Consider the following 20,728-nt stretch of genomic DNA (forward strand, 5'->3'; position numbering starts at 1 on the left):
GGCGTTTATAATGTAATAATGATTAGATGTTAAAATTCTAAGTTAATGATTAATTGGAAGAAGCTGCTTGCGTCATTGATTTTGATATCAGGGTGTATTTTTATGAACGCTCAGGATATGACTTTTGATTCACCTGATGCAGGAAATCCCATTTTGCCAGGATATTTTGCTGATCCAACCATCAAAAAATTTGGTGATACTTATTACCTGTATGCTACAACTGATGGAATAAAATTGGCTTCGGGAGAACCACAGGTGTGGATCAGTAAGGATTTTGTAAACTGGTTCAATTATGAGATGGATATGGATGTTCCCGAAGGACTTACAAATGTTTGGGCACCCGATGTTCAGAAGGGCGACGATGGTCGGTTTTATTATTACATGGGAAATTGTCAGTTCGGTTGCAATATTTACGGATACGTGTCTGATTCGCCAATGGGCCCCTGGAAGCCTGTGAATGCAGGAAAACCCGTTATTGAAGTCGGTACCGGCCTAAAAGAGCTGCCGGCTCTTGATGCTCAGTTTTTGAAAGACGATGACGGTTCGGTTTATAGTTATTTTGGTACATGGTGTCATCTATTCGATGGAATGGGATGGGCGGAGATCGACCCGGATGATATGACAACCATTCTCAGAAGCGGGGGGATACCTATGAAACAAGTTCCGAATGCCTTCGAAGCAGCCTATCCGCTAAAAAGAAACGATAAATATATCCTGATGTATTCTTCAGGTGATTGTCGCCTCAGTTCGTATGCTGTTCATTATTCTGTAAGTAAAAATCCGAATGGGCCGTATCGTTATGGCGACAATTCGCCGTTGTTAAAATCTTCTGAAGATGGAACGGTTGATAGTCCGGGGCATCATTCTGTGTTGAAAGAAAACGACAATTACTATATTGTCTATCATCGGCATGACAATCCTCACAGTACCGGCGGTATGTTCCGTCAGGTGTGTGCCGACCGGATGTTTTTTCAAAACGATAGTACCATAAATAAAATTAATCCTACACATAAAGGTGTTGGATATTTGGGTGACAATCAGATTCCTTCTGAAAACCTGGCCAGTAGTTCTTCTATTTCTGCATCGTCTTTTTACCATTTAGTGTCGGAGGCCACTCGCTTTTCCAATGGGAAAATAGATCACAAATATCGTCCTGGTTATGCCGTCGACAATAATAACGGTACATTGTGGAAAGCTGCTTCGGCCAGTTTACCCCAGTCATTGGTGATTGATCTGGGACAAATAAGAAATATTAAGCGGATAATGACCCGTTTTGAATATCCGACTTTTTATATCAGTATAAAATTGAAATTTCTAAAAACAGTGTAACCTGGTCCATGTTTACTGACAGGACCGGTAATAGACGCTCGGGATCACCAATGATAGATGATAACGATGTGGATGCACGGTATGTCCGGCTTACTGTTACAGGAACAGAGAAGACAGGCTTGTTCGCAGCAGTCTGGGAAATGGAAATCTACGATTCTCTTTTTAATGTGCCTTCTTACGAGAATCCCGAAATATCAAACGGTCCCGGTAAGAGAAGTACCCGGAGTTGTATTGTAAATCTGGATGCAGGTAGTCACCAAACAGGCATGATTGCAGATTCAGTAAAGAATGAGGGAACAATAGGTGGATATTTTAAACCAACAACCCCGGTGAGGGTAAAAAAAGAAGATGGCATAAAAGCTTTTGTTTTTGAAGGAGATGGGGTCTTGAAACTTAGCAAAAATGCCCCGGGAAGTATGTCATGGAATGCACCGTTTACTGTCGCGGCGTGGGTGAAAAATCCAGAAGTTGGAGAAAATGAATGCATCATAACATGGACTTCAAGGGAGAATATGCTTATGGGGTCTTGTTCAGCTCTGATGTATGGAACCGGACACTATGGTGCCATTGCTCATGGCGATGGATATGTGGATGTAGCTTATGAAAATGTGCCTGTTGCAGGGGAATGGCATCACATTGCACTTGTTTTCGATGGGATGAAAGAAGTGCTTTATGTTGACGGAGAAGCGGTAAAAGAGCAGCCAATCAGCCTGTTTGTTAATAACGGGCCGGTCGTTATAGGTGGTTCCGGGCTGCCGCTGGAAAATTTTTCGGGATATATTGCCGGGATTAAGTTGTTCGATAAGTCATTAGTGGCAGCTGGTGTTAGAGAATTAATGATGGATACAGCACCACAGAAATACAAGAAGAAAAAGCATAAATAATTTATTCAATACGATAAAATCTTTTTAACATGAAGTTACTAAAGTCATGCAAGCATAAAGGGCTTAGCAGTAGAGCATCTCTGTCCTTCGTTTTGGGAGTTTTTGTTTTTGCCGGATGCGGAATTACTTCCAGGAAAGCCGTTGCACAGGAAAGTTCCCGTTCTCCTTCGGGTTTACTGGAATTATCAACTACTGCTTTCACTCTTTCCCTTAACAAATCCTCTCAAACAGCAAAAATATTATCCCCTGCTTCTGATCCCGAATTCAATTATACGACAGGCGAATGGTCGGATGTCCGAAAGGGCGACGGTTACTATGAACTGGGTGATGTTAATTTCCGTGTGAAGACCAGTGAGGATGAAAAATGGACAAGTTATTCTACAGCAACCCGAAGGAAATCGGTAAAGGCTTTAAGCGGTTCCGGTGATGGTGTCCTGGCGGCTGCAAGTTTGAATTCTACCCTGCCGGATGATTTACCGCTGAGAGTGACGCGTTATTGGGAAAACAAAGACGGGAAGCTGGTTCTGCGCTTTGAACTGATCAATGAATCAGACAAAAATGTTGAAATCGGGGCACTCGGAATACCCATGATTTTCAATAATATACTTCATGAAAAGCATCTTGATGAGGTTCATAAAGAGAATGTCTTTTTTGATCCTTATATCGGGATGGATGCCGGTTATCTACAAGCTGTTCGTTTGAGTGGTGAAGGCCCTGTTCTTTTGGTGCTTCCACATAATAAAACCCCGTTCGAGGCTTATCGTCCCTTGCTTGACGATCCAATGCCCAGAGGGATCACTTTTGAAGGATTTCACGAATGGATGGTTCATAGCAAAGCCTATGCTGAGAATGAGTGGAGTGATGCAGAGCAGTGGAATCAGCCGACATCTGTTTCACTCTCTCCGGGAGAGACTTATTCAACAGGGGTTGAGTTTGTTTTAGCTGATAATGTTCAGACTGTTGAAGAAACACTGATAAAGCATGATCGTCCAGTTGCTGTCGGATTTCCCGGGTATGTTCTGCCAAAGGATGTAAATGGAAGTTTATTTATTAAATACGGAAAAAATATTCAGTCGGTTGAAGTGGAGCCCGAAGGAGCACTTTCTGTGGATGAAGGAGGGGAAACCCCCGGAGGCTGGAAGAAGTATCTTGTGAACGGAGAAAAATGGGGACGTGCTCGACTTTCCATTACTTATGATGATGGCACCCTTCAGACCATTAATTATAAAGTTATTAAACCGGAAGAAGATGTTGTTGCCGATAATGGCCGGTTTCTTACCATCAAACAATGGTTTGATGAAGAGGATGATCCTTTTGGACGTAATCCATCTGTGATTACTTATGATTATGAAGAAAAAAAGCAGGTTACTCAGGACGGTCGTGTCTGGATTGCAGGCCTGAGTGATGAAGGTGGTGCCGGAAGCTGGCTCAATGCCATTATGAAACAGCTGGTTCAACCCGATCCGGAAGAAGTTGCTAAAATGGAAGATTTTGTAAATCAGACCATGTGGGGTGGTATTCAATATAGTGAAGGTGAACATAAATATGGTGTTCGCAAGAGCTTGTTTTATTATGAACCCGACAGTATGCCTGAGGGAACATATAGTGACGACATCAATTACAATACCTGGGCTGCGTGGAGTAAAGAAGCATCAGAGACGGTAGGCCGTTCGTATAATTATCCACACGTGACGGCTGCCCATTGGGTGATGTATCGTTTGGCCCGTAATTATAAAGGATTGGTGACACAGCGTAACTGGGAATGGTATCTTGAAAATGCTTTTCACACAGCGATAGCTATGGTTGAGCAGGCACCGCATTATGCTCAGTTCGGACAAATGGAGGGTACCATCTTTATTTTGGTGCTGAATGACCTGAAGCGGGAAGGTTGGACTGATCTGGCTCAAAAACTGGAGTCAACCATGCGCGAACGTGCAGAACACTAGGCTTCTTTGAATTATCCTTTTGGAAGCGAAATGCCCTGGGATTCTACCGGACAGGAAGAAGTATACATGTGGTCGAAGTATTTTGACTTTGATGAGAAAGCTGCTGTTACGCTGAATGCGATACTGGCTTACATGCCTACCGTGCCGCATTGGGGATACAACGGATGTGCCCGCCGGTATTGGGATTTCCTTTTTGTCCGGCAAATTGTCTCGTGTGGAACGCCAGCTTCATCATTATGGTTCTGCACTAAATGCTATCCCGGTTTTGCATGCCTACAAGGAAGTTCCTGATAATTTTTACATGTTACGTGTTGGTTATGGTGGTCTTATGGGGGCTTTGTCAAATATTACTCAGGATGGTTTTGCGCCCTGTGCTTTTCATTCATTCCCTTCTACATTACGTAATGATGGCATTTCTGGCGATTACGGCCCTGGTTTTTTTGGTTATGCCGTTAACACTGCTTCATTCCTTACCCGGCATGACGAGTTTGGATGGATTGCGATGGGTGGCAATATTATCGTTGAAGATGAGTGGATTACGATGAATTTGACAACTGCCGCTCGCTCCAGGGTTTTTATAGCGCCTGTGGGTGTTGAGTTGTCGCTTGATGCTGGAAAGTTTAAATCTGTCTCGTTTAATCCTGAAACCGAAGAGATAAAGGCGGTTTTGGATGTTGAAAACGAATTCACACCTGAGGCATTAATGGAGGTTAAGTCTAATGATGTATCCGGGGAAGGTGCCTGGAAAGTTGCCAGGTTTACTAAAAACGACCGTAACCTTTATGAAATCCCATTGAAAAAGAAAGAAAGAACTATCCGGGTTATCAAAGAGAATTAAGAGGGTAGAAACTCATCCGGTGATCCGGGATGATCGGATAAGGACGTCCTTTTTTGACAAAATTCTAATTATTATGAAAAAGTTATTATTCATTTTTCTTGTTTTACTCATTATTCAGCCTGTTTTTTCTCAGGAAAATAAAGGGCTGGCTCTTACCCCGCCAATGGGATGGAACTCATGGAACAAGTTTGGGTGTGACGTAAATGAAGAGATGATCATGGAGATGGCCGATGCAATGGTAGAGTCGGGAATGCGCGATGCCGGTTATGAATACATCGTTATCGACGATTGCTGGCAGATCGGACGCGACAGCTTGGGGAATATTATTCCCGATCCAGAGCGTTTCCCTTCGGGAATGAAGGCTCTGGGCGATTACATTCATTCTCTCGGATTGAAATTTGGTGTTTATTCCTGTGCCGGATCGAAAACCTGCCAGGGACGCCCCGGGAGTCGTGGTTATCAGTTTCAGGACGCCCGGACGTATGCTGAGTGGGGTGTGGATTATCTGAAATACGACTGGTGTTACAATGAAGGACAGAATGCAGAAGCTGCCTACCAGACCATGAGCGATGCATTGAAAGCGACCGGTCGTCCAATTGTTTTTTCCATTTGCGAGTGGGGCGATAACGAGCCCTGGAAATGGGGAGAGGGAATTGGTCATTTATGGCGAACTACAGCCGACATCAGAGATTGTTTTGAATGTGAGTTTGATTGGGGCGGTCTTGGCGTTTTGGACATTATAGATGAACAGGCCGAGCTTTATCCCTATGCCGGACCGGGGCACTGGAACGATCCCGATATGCTTGAAGTGGGCAATGGCGGTATGACCAATACCGAGTATAAAAGCCACTTTTCTATGTGGGCCATGTTGGCGGCTCCACTCATGGCTGGCAACGATCTGAGAGATATGAAGGAGAAAACCGTTGATATTCTTACCAATGAGGATGTGATTGCTGTTAATCAGGATAAACTGGGCAAACAGGCACGACGGTTTATGGATATGGGCGATTATGAAATATGGGCCAAACCACTTTCCAACGGGGAAGTTGCCGTCTGCTTTCTGAATCGTTCCCATCATACCTGGCAGTTGGATTATGACTGGCAACAGTATACTATGTACTTTGTGAGGGATGTTAATGTGCACAAAAACACTTATGAAATATGGGATTGCTGGGAACATGAAAATATTGGAAATACCGACGAACAACTTTCGGTCGAAATCCCGTCACACGGTGTTTTAATGGTAACATTAAAAAAGCAGGAAAATGAAGAATAATCAAAAGTTAATATTATCGGTGATCTCTCTGTTTCTATTGTTTGGTTGTGTTTTTTCTGATGCAACAAATACCGGAGAAGAGAAAGAAAAGCAATATAAAATTACAAAACCACCGGTCAAACTTCAGCTGGATGATTTTTATAAAAAGTATGTCAATGTTAATGGCATTCATATAATAAGTTCTCATAGGGTTCCCGATTCGACTGTTTATGCCGCTTGCCAGATCATTGAATTTATGACCGACGGTTTACCTGGAGATGTGTTGGCACAGATGCAGGAAGAAAATACCCGCGTTGGTATTATGGCACGATATGAAGGAACTACAGATATACCTGAACACGCTCATCTTGAAAACGACACCAGTTTAAACTGGGATGTCAGAGCCCGGGGATTGGGCGGAACTTTAGACCTTCCGCTTACCACTTGTGCTGAAGAAAATCTCTTGTGTTATCAGATCGATAAATATCACGCTGAAGATATTCTTATTCACGAATTTGCGCATACCATTCACGGGGTTGGAATTCTGCCCCTGAAACCAGGTTTTAATGATATGCTGCAGGAAATGCTGGATGCTGCTATCGCAGATGGGAAATATCACAATACTTATGCGGCAACTGATGTGTGGGAGTATTGGGCCGAGGGTGTTCAAAACTGGTTCAATGTTAATGCTGAAGTACCGCAGCCAGATGGCAAGCACAATCATGTGAATACCCGAAGTGAATTAAAGGAATACGATCCAGCTTTATATAATCTGCTTAGTGTGTACTTCCCGGATTTTGACGTGAAGGCTTGTCCTTCATGTCATGTGACATTGGAAACTTTTAAATAAAAGGCTTCATAATGGATACAGAAGGACTCCAACGTGTGTAGTAATGATTTTCCAATCTTAACAGGGAATGTCGAGGGAGTTGTATGTTTTATGAAAAAGCGGGGATGCATTTTTAGCAAATCATAGCAAATAAGGTTTATACGATTAATTCAAATATCTAAAAATCTAACGATCTATAGAAGTATGAAAAAGACAACAAATACAATTAAAGCTATTTTTTTGGGAGCTGCTGTGTGGCTAAGTGCCTGTCAGCAATCCGGTGAAGAGAAACATTACATTAAGACCGATGGCCCGGAAGTGGTGTCATTCAGAGCATTGCAGTTTGATCTTGATGATGTGAAACTGCTTGATGGCCCATTTCTGGAAGCAACCAAACGAAACGAAAAAATCCTTTTAAATTATGAGCCCGACCGTTTTCTGGCACACTTCAGAGAGCAGGCCGGACTTGAGCCGAAGGCCGAACATTACGGCGGTTGGGAAGGCGAATCGCTGACGGGACACAGCCTGGGACATTATCTTTCGGCTTGTTCCATGATGTACAAAACAACCGGAAATGAGGAATTCCTGAGAAGAGTTAATTACATTGTTGATGAATTGTATGAAGTTCAGAAAGCTGATGGTGACGGTTATATAGGTGCTTTTGAAAATGGCAAAAAAATTTTTGAAGAAGAAATTGCCAAAGGCGAGATTCGTTCGGCTGGGTTTGACCTGAATGGTATTTGGGCCCCTATTTATACCCAGCATAAAGTTATGGCCGGTTTGATGGATGCCTATCATCTGTGTGGAAATGAAAAGGCTCTGGAAATCGAAAAAAACTTTGCCGATTGGTTGGGGACAATCGTAAAGGATCTGTCGCATGAGGAAATCCAGAAAATGCTTCATTGTGAATACGGAGGCATTAATGAGGCTTATGTCGAATTGTATGCCGTTACCGGTGAGGAGAAATATCTTGAATTGTCAAGAGTTTTTCATGACGATGCTGTTCTGGGAGCACTTTCAAAAGGTATAGATATCCTTCCCGGACATCATGCCAACACTCAAATACCAAAAGTGATAGGTCTTGCCCGTCGTTATGAATTAACCGGTGACACTGTTGATCGCAAAACAGCCGAATTCTTTTGGGAACGCGTTGTTAATCATCACTCTTATGTTACCGGCGGAAATGGTGATCACGAATATTTCGGTCCCCCGGACACACTCAGCAACCGGCTAAGCAGTAATACTACCGAAACCTGCAATGTATATAACATGCTCAAGCTCTCAAACCATCTGTTTAAGTGGGAAGGAAATGCCCGTGTTGCAGACTTCTACGAGAGGGCGTTATTCAATCATATTTTATCATCTCAGCATCCAAAAACCGGTCATGTAATCTATAACTTGTCTCTTGAAATGGGTGGTCATAAACATTATCAGAATCCTCATGGCTTTACCTGTTGTGTGGGAACCGGAATGGAGAATCATTCCAAATATCCACGAAACATTTATTTTTATAATGACAAGGAGTTGTTTGTAAGTCAGTTTATTGCTTCCGAACTTTACTGGGAAGAAAAAAGTCTGAAAATGACTCAAAAAACAGACTATCCTGATGAACAAAATACATCATTTACATTTGAATGTGAGCAACCGGTTGAATTGACATTACGAATTCGCTATCCCTATTGGGCAAAAGAAGGGATGACTGTAAAAGTCAATGGCAAAAACGTTTCTTTCACTAATGAACCCCAAAGTTTCTTAGCCATCAATCGTACCTGGGAATCCGGTGATAAAGTGGAAGTTTCATTTCCTTTTTCGCTTCGTTTAGAGCCCATGCCCGATAATAAAGACCGGGTTGCTTTAATGCACGGACCTCTGGTGCTTGCCGGACAACTGGGGCCTGAGGATGATCCCGATGCTACCGACCCGTTATATGTACCTGTTCTGATGGTTGAAGATCGTAATCCTGAAGCCTGGACTTCACCTGTTCCCGATGAGCCAAATACCTTTAAAACAGAAGATGTGGGGCGCCCCAGGGATATTGTTTTCAAACCGTTTTTCGAAACCCACGACTGGAGATATTCTGTTTATTTTGACATTTTCAATGAAGAAAAATGGAAGTCCTTCCAGGAAGAATATAGTGCTAAACAGGAAGCCAAAAAAGAACTGGAAGCCCGTACAATTGATTTTTTCCAACCCGGTGAAATGCAACCCGAGAGGGATCATAACTTCAAAAGTAAGGATAGCTGGGTTCATGAATACCGTCGTCGTAAATATCGTGAAGCCGATCGCGGCGGCTGGATGTCGTTCGAAATGGATGTAAACGAGAGCCACCCGGTTCAACTTGCCGTGGAATATTGGGGTGGTTACCAGGGAAGTCGCACTTTCGATATTCTTGTTAACGGTGAGATTATAGTTACCGAAAATATTTCCAATGCACGGCCAGGTGAATTCTATACCGAAGTCTATGATATTCCTGATGCCATTGACCTTTCAAACGGTACCATTACAGTCAAATTCGATCCGAAAGACAATCATCGTGCAGGCCCGATATTTGGCGTAAGAACATTGAAAGGAATTGAATGACCATAACAAATAGAATAATAATATGGCATCCCTGATTCACCATATTCTGGATTGCTACTATTTGTCAATATTGTCTTTTGAAGGAATGCAGGTGGATATCAAATTTCCTGCCGTGAAATTTTTCTTCACGGTAGGAAATTAATTCACTTTTACAGATTATCTGATTCTGGATGATAGTATTTAGTCTCTGTCTATAAAGTAGGAAAAGATTCTTACTTATCATGTGTCTGTTCAGAAAGTGCCAGTTGCAAGGCTTGCGAAGCCGCCAAAAACGCAGTTTACTTTTCGTAAATGAGTATTTTGGCGGCAGGCGTAACACAGCAAATGGTACTTTATGGACAGACACTATTTAGCCCTCCTGTAAAAAATGATACAAATACCAATCATTAATGTTAAAATGATTAAATTAGCAACTATAAACTTCTTCAAATGATTACAATCAAGCACTATAACAATCAATATCGTCGTTTTGGCGTAGGTCTTTACGAGTGCTGGCTCACGTGATCGTTTTCCCGGGAAAGCAACTAAGGAGAATATTGTTTTTTTCAAATTGCACCTGGTCTCAATTCTCCGCTAAACTTAAATCTTTGTAATAAATTGATAATCAATTTTTACAATTAACGTGTTTTTGATAAAATGTTGCATGTCAGTATAATACAAATCATCTTCTATTTATAATCTAAAAATATAGAAATCTAATGATCTGCTATTGCAATCAGATGGAAATTAATTGTTTATGAATTTAAAGGAATAAACCACGCCCCCTCTCATAAAAAACTTTACGTCTCTGTGTTTAGCCTTCTTTTATTTAGGTTAAGGTTGAGGTTGAGGAATGTCAACTCAACACAAAACTCCGAATACAAAACGCGAAACACAAAAACTTATTTCCGTAGCTATGAAACGCATAATTTTTTTAACACTCCTCGTTTTTGCCGGATTTTCTCTAAGTGCCCAATTCACTAAAGAAGATTACCAACGTGCCGATTCGATTTTGGAATTCAGAAATCTGGTATTACACGATGTCCTTGAACTGAATTGGATCGATACAACCAATGTATTTTGGTATAAGACACGTATTTCTGTTGATACAACAAAATTTTTTATTGTTGATGCAAACAAACAGGAAAAACGGATCGCATTCGATCAGGATCGTCTTGCAAAAGCTATTCAGGAGAATCTAAAAGTAGTGGCCAAGGCTAACCAGCTTTCACTTCCTGACCTGGAATTTTCTGATGACACCAAGACGTTTACTTTCGAACGAAAAGATACTATCTGGAAATGCTATTTGGAAGAAGACTATCGACTGGAATCGCTGTCTGCAAAAGAAAAGGAACAGGAAACGCCGCATTGGGGGGAATCGGGCGATGAGCTGGCTAACGACCCGGTTGTTTCACCCGACGGAAGCATGGAGGCTTTCATTCGTGATTACAATGTTTACGTGAAAACTCTGGATACAGATGAAGTTATTCAGCTCAGTTTCGATGGTTCTGCAGGCGATCTTTATTCATCTTATATTTCCTGGTCGCCCGATTCACGTTACCTCACGACCAATAAAGTGAGATTACATGAAAAACGTTACATGCAGTTCGTGGAATCATCGCCCGAAGACCAATTATTGCCGGAACTGCACAAAATTGAGTATCTCAGGCCCGGCGATGCTTTGCCCATACACCGTCCTGCATTATTTGATGTAAAAGAAAAACAACAAATTGATATTAACACCCGTCCTTTTGAGAATCAATACAGCATTTCCAATGTAAAGTGGGAGCCTTCCGGGAAAGCATTTACATTTGAGTTCAATCAGCGTGGTCATCAGCGTTACCAGGTTGTGAGAGTCGACGCTCAAACCGGAAAAACAAAAATAATTATTGATGAGCAAAGCGACACGTTTATCGATTACAGCGGCAAACGGTATCGTTACGATGTGGAAGAAACCGACGAAATAATATGGGCATCAGAACGTGACGGATGGAATCATCTTTACCTGGTGGATGGGAAAACCGGTGAAATCAAAAATCAAATAACACAAGGGGAATGGGTCGTACGTGGTGTAGAGCATGTTGATGAGGAGAATCGTACCATCCTGTTTCGCGGCAGCGGGCGTAACAAAAATGAAGATCCTTATTTTGAGCACTACTATAGGGTTGGCTTCGACGGAAAGAATCTGAAAGAGCTGACACCTGAAAAGATGCAGCATAATGCCAGATTTTCTAATAATCATGAATATTTTGTGGATACCTATTCTACACCTGACACGCCCCCCGTTACGATTTTGCGACGTACTTCAGATGGCCATAAGTTGATGACACTCGAAGAAGCGGATATTTCAAAGCTTAAAGATAAAGACTGGATTGCACCTGAACCTTTTGTCGCTAAGGGACGTGACGGAGAAACAGATATTTGGGGAAATATTTATCGTCCCACCAATTTTGATCCGGAGAAATCTTATCCGGTCATCGAGTACATCTATGCAGGCCCCCAGAGTTCTTTTGTGCAGAAAAGTTTTACTCCTTATATGTCGTCATTCAGCAGTCTGGCCGAACTGGGATTCATCATAGTTCAGATTGACGGGATGGGAACCTCTAATCGCAGTAAAGCTTTTCATGACGTTTGCTATAAAAATTTGAAAGATGCCGGTTTTCCCGATCGCATTCGATGGATAAAGGCAGCAGCCGAAAAGTATCCTTGTATGGATACAACCCGGGTAGGTATTTTCGGAGGATCAGCAGGCGGTCAAAATGCAATGGCAGGGGTTCTTTTTCATCCCGAATTTTATGATGCTGCCGTGGCTTCATGTGGCTGCCACGACAACCGGATGGATAAGATGTGGTGGAATGAGCAATGGATGGGTTATCCTGTTGGTCCACACTATGCTGAATCTTCGAATGTTGAAAATGCTCATCGCCTGAAAGGTCATCTGATGCTGATTGTGGGTGAAATGGATGATAACGTAGACCCTGCATCTACCATGCAGGTGGCCGATGCATTGATTAAAGCCGGAAAGGAGTTTGAACTGGTCGTTCTGCCGGGTGTAAAACACACCCTGGGCGGTGAGTTTGGAGAACGGAAACGACGTGATTTCTTTATCCGGAAACTTTTAAATCAGGAAACTCCGCAGTGGAATGAATAATGAAAATTCTGGGCTTTTGTGTTAAAAACAAAAAGATAAACCCATGACAGGCACCATCTTCGATATTAAAAAATTTGCCGTTCACGACGGGCCGGGCATTCGCACCACAGTTTTTTTTAAAGGATGTCCGCTTCGTTGCAGTTGGTGCCACAATCCCGAAAGTATAAATCCTGCCATTGTTGATGTTCCCAAAGCACAGAAAGTAGGGAATTCATCTTTCGTGCAGATGGAGACGGTAGGGAAGGAAATGACTGCGGATGAACTGATGCATGAAATTTTATCTGACAGGGTTTTTATGGAAGAGTCGGGTGGAGGCGTCACTTTTTCGGGCGGGGAGCCTTTTTTGCAGTATGGTTTTCTTCTTGAAATGGTGAATCGTTGTAGAAGTGAAGGCGTCCATACGGTAGTGGATACTTCAGCTTTTACTGAAACTGAAAATCTGATGAAAATAGCAGTGTTGACCGATCTTCTTCTGGTCGACCTTAAAGTTATGGATGATGTATTGCATAAAAAATATACAGGGGTTTCCAATGAAAGAATTCTATATAATATACAGGTGATCTCTGAAAATAAAATTCCTTTTCGTATCAGGATTCCTGTTATCCCCGGCGTATCATTTACTGATAGCAACATTATGGCGGCCATTGATTTTTTGGCAACCCTTCCTGAAAAGCCTGTTGGAATTGATTTATTACCTTTTCATAATACAGGAAACCATAAATATGAGCGTTTTGGACTAAAGAATGTCTTTAGGGATGTACCCTCCCTCCAGTCAACGGATTTGGAAGAGTTGAAGAACCCATTTAATGAGGCTGGATTTGATGTGCATGTTGGGGGGTGAAAATTTTCAGCGTGCTGAGTTTCGTATTCCGTGTTTCGCGTTTTGTATTCGGAGTTTTGTGTTGAGTTGGCATTCCTCAACCTCAACCTCAACCTCAACCTTAACCTTAACCTAAGCTTTGGGGTTCCTTGCCTCATCACGTTACCAACGAGTTAGTCTGAGTTTTTTATTGAACTACTTAGTGCGTGTCTATAAACTCGCAAAAATTTTTACAATATATGTGTCTGTTCAGAAAGTACCAGTTGCAAGGCTTACGAAGCCGCCAAAACCGGAGTTTACTCATCGTAAATGAGGATTTTGGCGGCGAGTGTAACACAGCAAATGGTACTTTATGGACAGACACTACTTATATCTTAAAATCTTAAATCTAAATGTCTAACCATCTCATCTAATATTAAAATATGAATCCGCGCATACAAAATCTTCGTCGCCAGAGCCTGGAAGCAGTTAACCGTATTTCGGCCGAACGGGCATTGTTGATCACTGAGTTTTATGATAATCATGTGAATCCTGCCGATCCCGAGCCTGTTCAAAGGGCCAAAGCACTGGAATATCTTCTGTCCCGAAAAGAGGTTTGCATCTCTGATCAGGAATTGATAGTGGGTGAGCGTGGGCCTGCTCCTAAAGCCACACCTACTTATCCTGAAATAACTGTTCATTCAATGGAAGATCTGGATATCCTGAACAGTCGTGAAAAAGTCTCATTTTTGGTTGATGAAGATACCCGGAAAGCTTACGAAGATGTAATCATTCCTTTCTGGAAGGGACGCTCCAATCGTGATCGTATCATGCAAAGTATGCCTGATGACTGGTTGAATGCATACCATGCCGGAATATTTACCGAATTTATGGAACAGCGTGCTCCCGGTCATACAGTTGCCGGTGCAAAAATTTTCCGGAAAGGCATGAACGACCTGATACAAGAGATCGATGAAGTGTATCGTGCCGTTGAGTTTGTTGACAAATCTGAAGAACAAATGATATGTGCAGAACTCGATGCCATGAAAATTGCTGCCCGGGCCATAGTGATGTATGCCAACAGACATGCCGACAAACTGGATGAACTTGCGGCTTGTGAGGAATCTGCCGAAAGAAAACAGGAATTACTTGATATGGCAGGGATATGCCGTCGTGTCCCGGCAAATGCACCCTCTACATTTCATGAAGCCTTGCAGCATTATTGGTTTATTCATCTTGGGGTGATAACAGAATTAAACCCGTGGGACTCTTTTAACCCGGGACGGCTCGATCAGCACCTCTGGCCTTTTTATGCTCGTGAAATGGAAGACGGAATTCTGGATCGGGAAAGAGCAAAAGAATTCCTTGAAGCATTCTGGATTAAATTTAATAACCATCCGGCTCCGCCAAAAGTCGGGGTCACGGCACAGGAGAGTAATACATATACCGATTTTACCCTGATCAACCTTGGGGGTGTTAAGCCTGACGGAACCAACGCTGTGAATGAACTTTCATTTCTGATTCTTGATGTCATCGAGGAGATGCGTTTGTTGCAACCTGGTACAATGGTGCAGCTAAGCCGCGTTAATCCTGATGAATTTATCGACAGGGCTGTGAAAATTACCAAAACCGGATTTGGACAGCCTTCAATATTTAACGCCGATGCCATAGAAAAGGAACTCACCGGCCAGGGAAAAAGTATTGTGGATGCGCGAAACGGCGGTGCCAGCGGGTGTGTGGAAAGCGGTGCCTTTGGAACAGAAAGTTATATTCTGACCGGCTATTTCAATTTGCCAAAGATTCTGGAGGTAACTCTTCACAACGGGGTTGATCCGCGGACGGGTAAACAAATAGGTTTGAATACAGGGTTTGTAGCTTCTTTCAAATCTTATGACAAACTTCTGGATGCTTTTCGGAAACAGGTACAGCATTTTGCAGAGATCAAGATAAAAGGTAGCAATATCATTGAAACGATTTTCATGGAGCATCTGCCCACACCTTTTTTATCGTTGATTATTGAAGATTGTATTGCCAAAGGAACAGATTATATAAGGGGCGGAGCTCGTTACAACACCAATTATATACAGGGAGTGGGACTGGGAACCATAACAGATTCTCTTGCTTCATGGCGTATCAATGTCTTTGAAAAGAAAAGGATATCACCGGTCGATTTTTTGGGAGCCTTGACGAATAATTTTGCCAGCGATGACAAGTTGTTGTACCAGTTACTTTATCATACGCCAAAATACGGGAATGATGATGACGAAGCAGATCGTCATGCGGTAGAAGTCTTTGAAATATTTCACGATTCGGTCACCGGTCATCAAAGTCCCAGGGGAGCCACTTATCGTATCAATTTGCTCCCGACCACCTGCCATGTTTATTTTGGCAGTGTGATGCACGCCAGCGCTGACGGGAGGCGTTCAGGAATGCCCTTGTCTGAAGGCATTTCCCCGGTGCAGGGTGCAGATACAAAAGGGCCGACTTCAGTGATGAAATCGGCCGCTAAAATAGATCATTTACGTACCGGAGGAACGCTCCTTAATCAGAAGTTTAGCCCGTCTTTTTTTGACGGTGACGAATCAATACGGAAAGTGTCTTCATTGGTACGTGGTTATTTTCGTCTCAATGGTCACCATGTGCAATTCAATGTTGTGGATGCAGATACTTTACGTGATGCTCAGAAACATCCTGAGAAATATCGCGACCTCATAGTTCGTGTTGCCGGTTATAGTGATTATTTTAATGATCTGGGCACCGATCTGCAGAATGAAATCATTGCACGAACAGCTCACGAATCTGTTTAACACATCACTAAAACCTTATCACCACCTGTCCCATGTAATATCTTCCGGCCATGGGATAAAAATAGGCCCAGGTGTATTCCTGTCCCTGCTCATACCAGTTACCGCCATAAGCATTGGTTTCGTATTCGTGATCAAGTACATTGTGGATGGTCAGCTGAAGGTCAATGTTTTTAAGTGGTTTTGGAAACAATGACCAGGTGAATTGTAAGTCGTTCACAAAGTAAGCATCCAGTTTACGAGCTTCACTTTCGGTGTTGTCGAAATATTGCTCGCCAACGTATTTACTGAGAAGCGAAACTTTCAGGTTTTTAATCACCTCTGCTGATAGCTTGCTGCTGCCGGTAACCGCTGGTGAATAGGCAATTTCGGTATCACCCCGTTCTTTGGTGATGGTTTCTGTTTCCCAGACTTCTTCGCCATCTACTATTACCGGATAACTGTTGGTGGATGTTTCTACGAAATCACGGATGATATTGCGGCTGAGTGTGATGTTCATGTCCCAGCCAAGCCATGATAATGGAAGTGTAGCTACCATTAGCTCAACACCGGCACGATAGCTTTTTTCGACATTGGTCATAATATCGTTCCCGACATTACTTTTTTCGCCCGTTGGTACCAGCTGGTCTTTGTAATGCATGTAATAAAAGTTGACGCCTCCCGAAAAAGAGGGTGATTCATAATTGTAACCGGCTTCCAGGTCGTATAACCTTTCTGCTTTTGGGGTAGCATCCGGGTCTTTGTTGGCTTCCTTAAAATTGGTACGTGTCGGTTCCCGGTTAGAGATTCCTGCGAAAGCATAAATATTGTGCCTGTCTGACGGGGTAACATAAACGCCGGTTTTGGGATTGAAGAAGCTGAAATTATGTTCCTGTTCTAATGATCTCAGATCATCATCATTGCCTGTCATTTTATAATTGATGCCACGGTATTGCATGTCTGCAAAAATCCTGAGCAGCGGACTAATCTGCCAGTTGAATTTTGTGAAAACATTGTAGTCGGTTTTCAATCCGTTGTTGAAGTACCATTCGTGCTCTTTTTCGGTGTTTCCGGCGTAGCGCATCCAGATCAGGCGGCCAAAATGGTCGCCGTCGTATTGATTCCATCCGCCTCCAAAAGTAAGATTGGTTCCTGATGATAGTTCAACATCCCCCGATACAGTGGCACCATAGAAATCGTTACCCATCCATTTGCGACGCACGAGGTCGGTTGTTGCAATGGTTTGATCTGAAATTGTCAATGAAGGCAATCCGTAATCGGCAAATTCTTCATCTTCTTTATATTGTTCATAAAAACCGTCTCCCCGCGTGTAATGCAATGCGGCGGTAAAATGAAACCGTTCGCCGGCAGCCACACTGTAAAACAGCTGTGCATGCGTTTGTTTGTAGTTATCGGTCTGGTCTTCGTAATACTGTTCATTACCATATTCATCGGTATATACACCTGCCGGGTTGTACCGCCTGTTGGTTTCCAGCATTTCCTGAGGTACTCCCCACCAACTGATTCCGGTACGCTGGTCGCCATGCAGAACAATCATTTTCAGAAAACTATTATCAAGATGCAGCGTTCCACCGAGGTAAAGGGATTGATGATCGGAAAATGCATTGTGTATGTAACCATCACTTTTAAGTCGTGAGTATCTGCCTTCGAACGAGAATTTATCGTTGATCAGCCCCGTTCCAAAGCGAAGGCTGTTTTTATAGGTGTTGAAGGAGCCTGCTGTGGAATTAAGTTCTGCATAAGGTTCTGCATCGCTCGTGGTGGTCTGAAAATTTACGGTTGCCCCAAAAGCAGCGGGCCCCTGAGTCGATGTTCCCACGCCGCGCTGTATCTGAACATTCTCTACCGAATTGGCAAAATCGGGCATATTTGCCCAGAAAACACCCTGGCTTTCAGAGTCGTTCACCGGTATTCCGTTCATGGTTACGTTGATTCTCGTAGGATCGGTCCCTCGTATCCTGAGATTGGTATACCCCAGCCCGATACCGCTTTCGGATGTGGTGATCAACGAGGGTGTCAATTTCAAAAGAGAAGGAATGTCATTTCCGGCACCGCCGGCACGAAGTTCTTCACGACCAAGATCGGTATGGGCTACAGGCGTACGGTTGCCGGCACGGTAAGCGGTTACCACCACTTCTTCGGTCAGTTGGGATTTTTGTTTAAGCATAATTTCTAATTCACCGGTTTCTTCCGGATGAATGGTTTGTTGCCATTTTTGATAACCCAGAAAAGATACTGTGATCTCCATACGCTCTGAGGAAACATCTGAAAACCGGAAACGGCCATTTTCATCAGTTACGGTACCACGATTTCCCGGATTTAGTAATACCGATGCTCCGGCGAGTGGTTCCTGTCCTTCGGAGTAAACAACTCCGCTTAAATCATTTTGTGAAAACATTTGGGACGAAAAGAAAATCAGCCCCAAAACCATCAAAAATTTTTGCATAACAAAGCAGTTAAAGTTTAACAATCAAACATTAAACTGCAATGAGGAAAACTTTTAAAGACATCATACATTCCCTTGCCGGCATTACCCGGCCAGGTTCAAAGGGTATGATCTCAGCCTTTTTCAGGCACCCCATTGTAGTTAGTTCAGTAATTAGTGAATAGTCAGTAGTCATTAGATTGCTTAAGTCTGAAGAAAATAATTATCTAAGCAACTATTATCTAAGCAACTATTGACTAACCACTATAAACTATAAAAATCGGGGGATGTGAACAAAAGGAGAGTCAACTCCCTGCGCCGGCATTACCCGTCTCAGGTTCTAAGGGTATGATCTCAGCCAATGGTTGGGCACCCCCGTTTATGGTTGCAAATATATATATTTTTACTGAAATAAAAAGATAAGAAGGTCTGAAAATTAATGTTAGTGAACAAAGAAACTTGAACGGAAACGGAAAAACCTGATCCGTTTAGGTGTTCCCCCGCGCGATGCCTATGCATGGAGCTGCAGTCGGATGGGAGGTTGGGCTATTGCCCAGAGCCCGATATTTGGAACCACCATCACCAAAGCTCGTCTAATGAAACGGGGATACATCCCTTTGGCTACAATGTTTAAAACGATTTCCAAAAATACGGAAATGAACCAGATGTTTCCTATGGTTTAAAGAACCGCCGTATACGAGACCCCTACGTACGGTTTACCCTGTGAAATAAGTTGATTTCACAGGGTGAATGTGAGAGGTGCTCCGGTGGGCTAATGGCTCACCGGCCATCTACTCGATTAGTGCTTTTGTTTCTATGCAATTTCTGTTTTTCTCAATCTGAGTTTTGGTTTATTCAATTTGTCAATGGATTCTCTCACTTTATCTCTTGTTTCAGATTGAAGATAAGTTGGAATTAGTGTTTTCAAGCTTATTCCTAAAAGTCGATGGATTATTACCAAATCTTTCAACGTGAATTGGGAAACACCATTTATTAATTCACTGATATATGATTTGGGGTGACCCAATATTTGTCCTAAATCCTGCTGAGTCATATCAAACTCTTTAAGCTTTTTTCTGATGCTTTCTTTTCGTTTCTGTATGAATTTTTGTTCGTAATCAACGATTTCTTCTGCTTTGTCAGATTCGTCTATTTGGGAATCAGTTATTTTTTCAAAATCCGACCATTTTCTGCTTTCGTATTCTGATATTAAGTCTCTTATTTTTTTCCGAATGGGTTTTAAATCCGGGTTTTCTTTAATCATCAATCGTAATTTACGGTCAAGCAATGATGCTTTTTGTAAATCATATTCATTTTCAAGTCTTTCGATATTTTCAATTTCTTTTATGTCTTTAATATCTTTCATCGTTCTTTGTTTTAAATCCAATTATTATCTCTCAACCATTTTTTGATGACATTTCGGTTGTTTTTGAAAGTCATTTCGTAATCATCATGGTTTCCTGCCCAAACAACTGTTGCTTCTCCATTTTCTTCAAATTCAATTAGGATTAAAGTCCTGTGAATGTTAATGTTGAAAAAATAGAACTCTCCACCATAAACACAATCGGCATCTGGTCTGTCATTTGTCAAATCAAGGGGCGTTTCCCAATCATTTTTCTCAATATCGGAAATTAGCTGCCGAACAGCTTTGACCAATTTTGAATTCCCCTGATTTTTCTTAATCAGTTTGCCAAGTAATGTGCTTGTTTGTAATTCTCAATTTGTTTTGGGTTTTATAATCTTACGTCAAAGATACGACTTAAGTTCGGAATTAATTAGAACAATGAATGATTTTTTTCGTTGCAATTGCGCAACCGGGTAGCTTACGCCCCTAATGAAATGTGTATGTGTCTTTTTGTAATGTTTCTGACTCTTTTTTCCTAGCCTGCTTTATTCATAAGTTTTCGTC

General features: G+C 42.3%; 12 protein-coding genes, 1 pseudogene and 2 riboswitches. Of the genes and pseudogenes, 10 read left to right on the plus strand and 3 right to left on the minus strand.

Translation table 11 applies throughout. The annotated features are described in order from the left end of the window. Positions 1 to 45 precede the first annotated feature (45 nt). The 10 genes and pseudogenes from OQ5_RS0118150 to hypD all read left to right on the plus strand — a co-directional run bounded on the left by OQ5_RS0118150 (position 46) and on the right by hypD (position 16,397). The gene (locus OQ5_RS0118150) at positions 46 to 1,329 is read left to right on the plus strand and encodes a family 43 glycosylhydrolase (protein WP_026055392.1); all 1,284 of its coding nucleotides are present in this window, start codon (positions 46 to 48) and stop codon (positions 1,327 to 1,329) included. Positions 1,330 to 1,337: 8 nt separating this feature from the next. After that, the gene (locus OQ5_RS0118155) at positions 1,338 to 2,213 is read left to right on the plus strand and encodes a LamG domain-containing protein (protein ID WP_026055393.1); all 876 of its coding nucleotides are present in this window, start codon (positions 1,338 to 1,340) and stop codon (positions 2,211 to 2,213) included. 29 nt (positions 2,214 to 2,242) lie between these two features. Next, a pseudogene (locus tag OQ5_RS21620) lies at positions 2,243 to 4,450 on the plus strand (DUF5695 domain-containing protein). Beyond that, positions 4,374 to 4,997 carry a DUF5695 domain-containing protein gene (locus tag OQ5_RS23960; protein ID WP_218054575.1) on the plus strand — a complete coding sequence of 208 codons (624 nt, stop codon included), beginning with the start codon at positions 4,374 to 4,376 and terminating at the stop codon, positions 4,995 to 4,997. The pseudogene OQ5_RS21620 and the gene OQ5_RS23960 overlap by 77 nt, the downstream one beginning before the upstream one ends. Positions 4,998 to 5,070: 73 nt before the next feature. Continuing rightward, complete coding sequence (locus tag OQ5_RS0118165) at positions 5,071 to 6,273, plus strand: glycoside hydrolase family 27 protein (protein WP_016778854.1); 1,203 nt, start codon at positions 5,071 to 5,073, stop codon at positions 6,271 to 6,273. Further along, on the plus strand, positions 6,263 to 7,102 hold the full coding sequence (locus OQ5_RS0118170; protein ID WP_016778855.1) for a hypothetical protein: 840 nt from the start codon (positions 6,263 to 6,265) through the stop codon (positions 7,100 to 7,102). Before OQ5_RS0118165 ends, OQ5_RS0118170 begins: the two co-directional genes overlap by 11 nt. A gap of 183 nt (positions 7,103 to 7,285) precedes the next feature. After that, positions 7,286 to 9,661 carry a glycoside hydrolase family 127 protein gene (locus OQ5_RS0118175; RefSeq protein WP_016778856.1) on the plus strand — a complete coding sequence of 792 codons (2,376 nt, stop codon included), beginning with the start codon at positions 7,286 to 7,288 and terminating at the stop codon, positions 9,659 to 9,661. Positions 9,662 to 10,556: 895 nt separating this feature from the next. After that, positions 10,557 to 12,791, plus strand: coding sequence for a S9 family peptidase (locus tag OQ5_RS0118185; RefSeq protein ID WP_016778857.1), 2,235 nt, complete (start codon positions 10,557 to 10,559; stop codon positions 12,789 to 12,791). A 43-nt stretch (positions 12,792 to 12,834) separates the two neighbouring features. Further along, positions 12,835 to 13,632, plus strand: a complete 798-nt coding sequence (locus OQ5_RS0118190) for a glycyl-radical enzyme activating protein (RefSeq protein WP_016778858.1) — start codon at positions 12,835 to 12,837, stop codon at positions 13,630 to 13,632. A gap of 401 nt (positions 13,633 to 14,033) precedes the next feature. Beyond that, positions 14,034 to 16,397, plus strand: a complete 2,364-nt coding sequence (hypD, locus tag OQ5_RS0118195; protein ID WP_016778859.1) for a trans-4-hydroxy-L-proline dehydratase — start codon at positions 14,034 to 14,036, stop codon at positions 16,395 to 16,397. A 7-nt stretch (positions 16,398 to 16,404) separates the two neighbouring features. Here hypD and OQ5_RS0118200 read toward each other — a convergent pair whose 3' ends face one another. The 3 genes from OQ5_RS0118200 to OQ5_RS0118210 form a co-directional block, all read right to left on the minus strand. Then, positions 16,405 to 18,840 (minus strand): TonB-dependent receptor, encoded by a 2,436-nt coding sequence (locus OQ5_RS0118200; protein WP_026055394.1) that lies wholly within the window; start codon positions 18,838 to 18,840, stop codon positions 16,405 to 16,407. Positions 18,841 to 18,894: 54 nt separating this feature from the next. Beyond that, positions 18,895 to 18,985: riboswitch (TPP riboswitch) on the minus strand. Between the two features lie 127 nt (positions 18,986 to 19,112). Further along, positions 19,113 to 19,206: riboswitch (TPP riboswitch) on the minus strand. A gap of 427 nt (positions 19,207 to 19,633) precedes the next feature. Next, entirely contained in the window at positions 19,634 to 20,185 is a 552-nt protein-coding gene (locus OQ5_RS0118205; protein WP_016778861.1) for a helix-turn-helix domain-containing protein, read from the minus strand. Positions 20,186 to 20,196: 11 nt separating this feature from the next. Beyond that, positions 20,197 to 20,475 (minus strand): type II toxin-antitoxin system HigB family toxin, encoded by a 279-nt coding sequence (locus OQ5_RS0118210; RefSeq protein WP_016778862.1) that lies wholly within the window; start codon positions 20,473 to 20,475, stop codon positions 20,197 to 20,199. Positions 20,476 to 20,728: the final 253 nt, after the last annotated feature.

It is taken from the genome of Anaerophaga thermohalophila str. Valhall (genome assembly GCF_000250735.1).
Taxonomy (GTDB): domain Bacteria; phylum Bacteroidota; class Bacteroidia; order Bacteroidales; family Marinilabiliaceae; genus Anaerophaga; species Anaerophaga thermohalophila_A.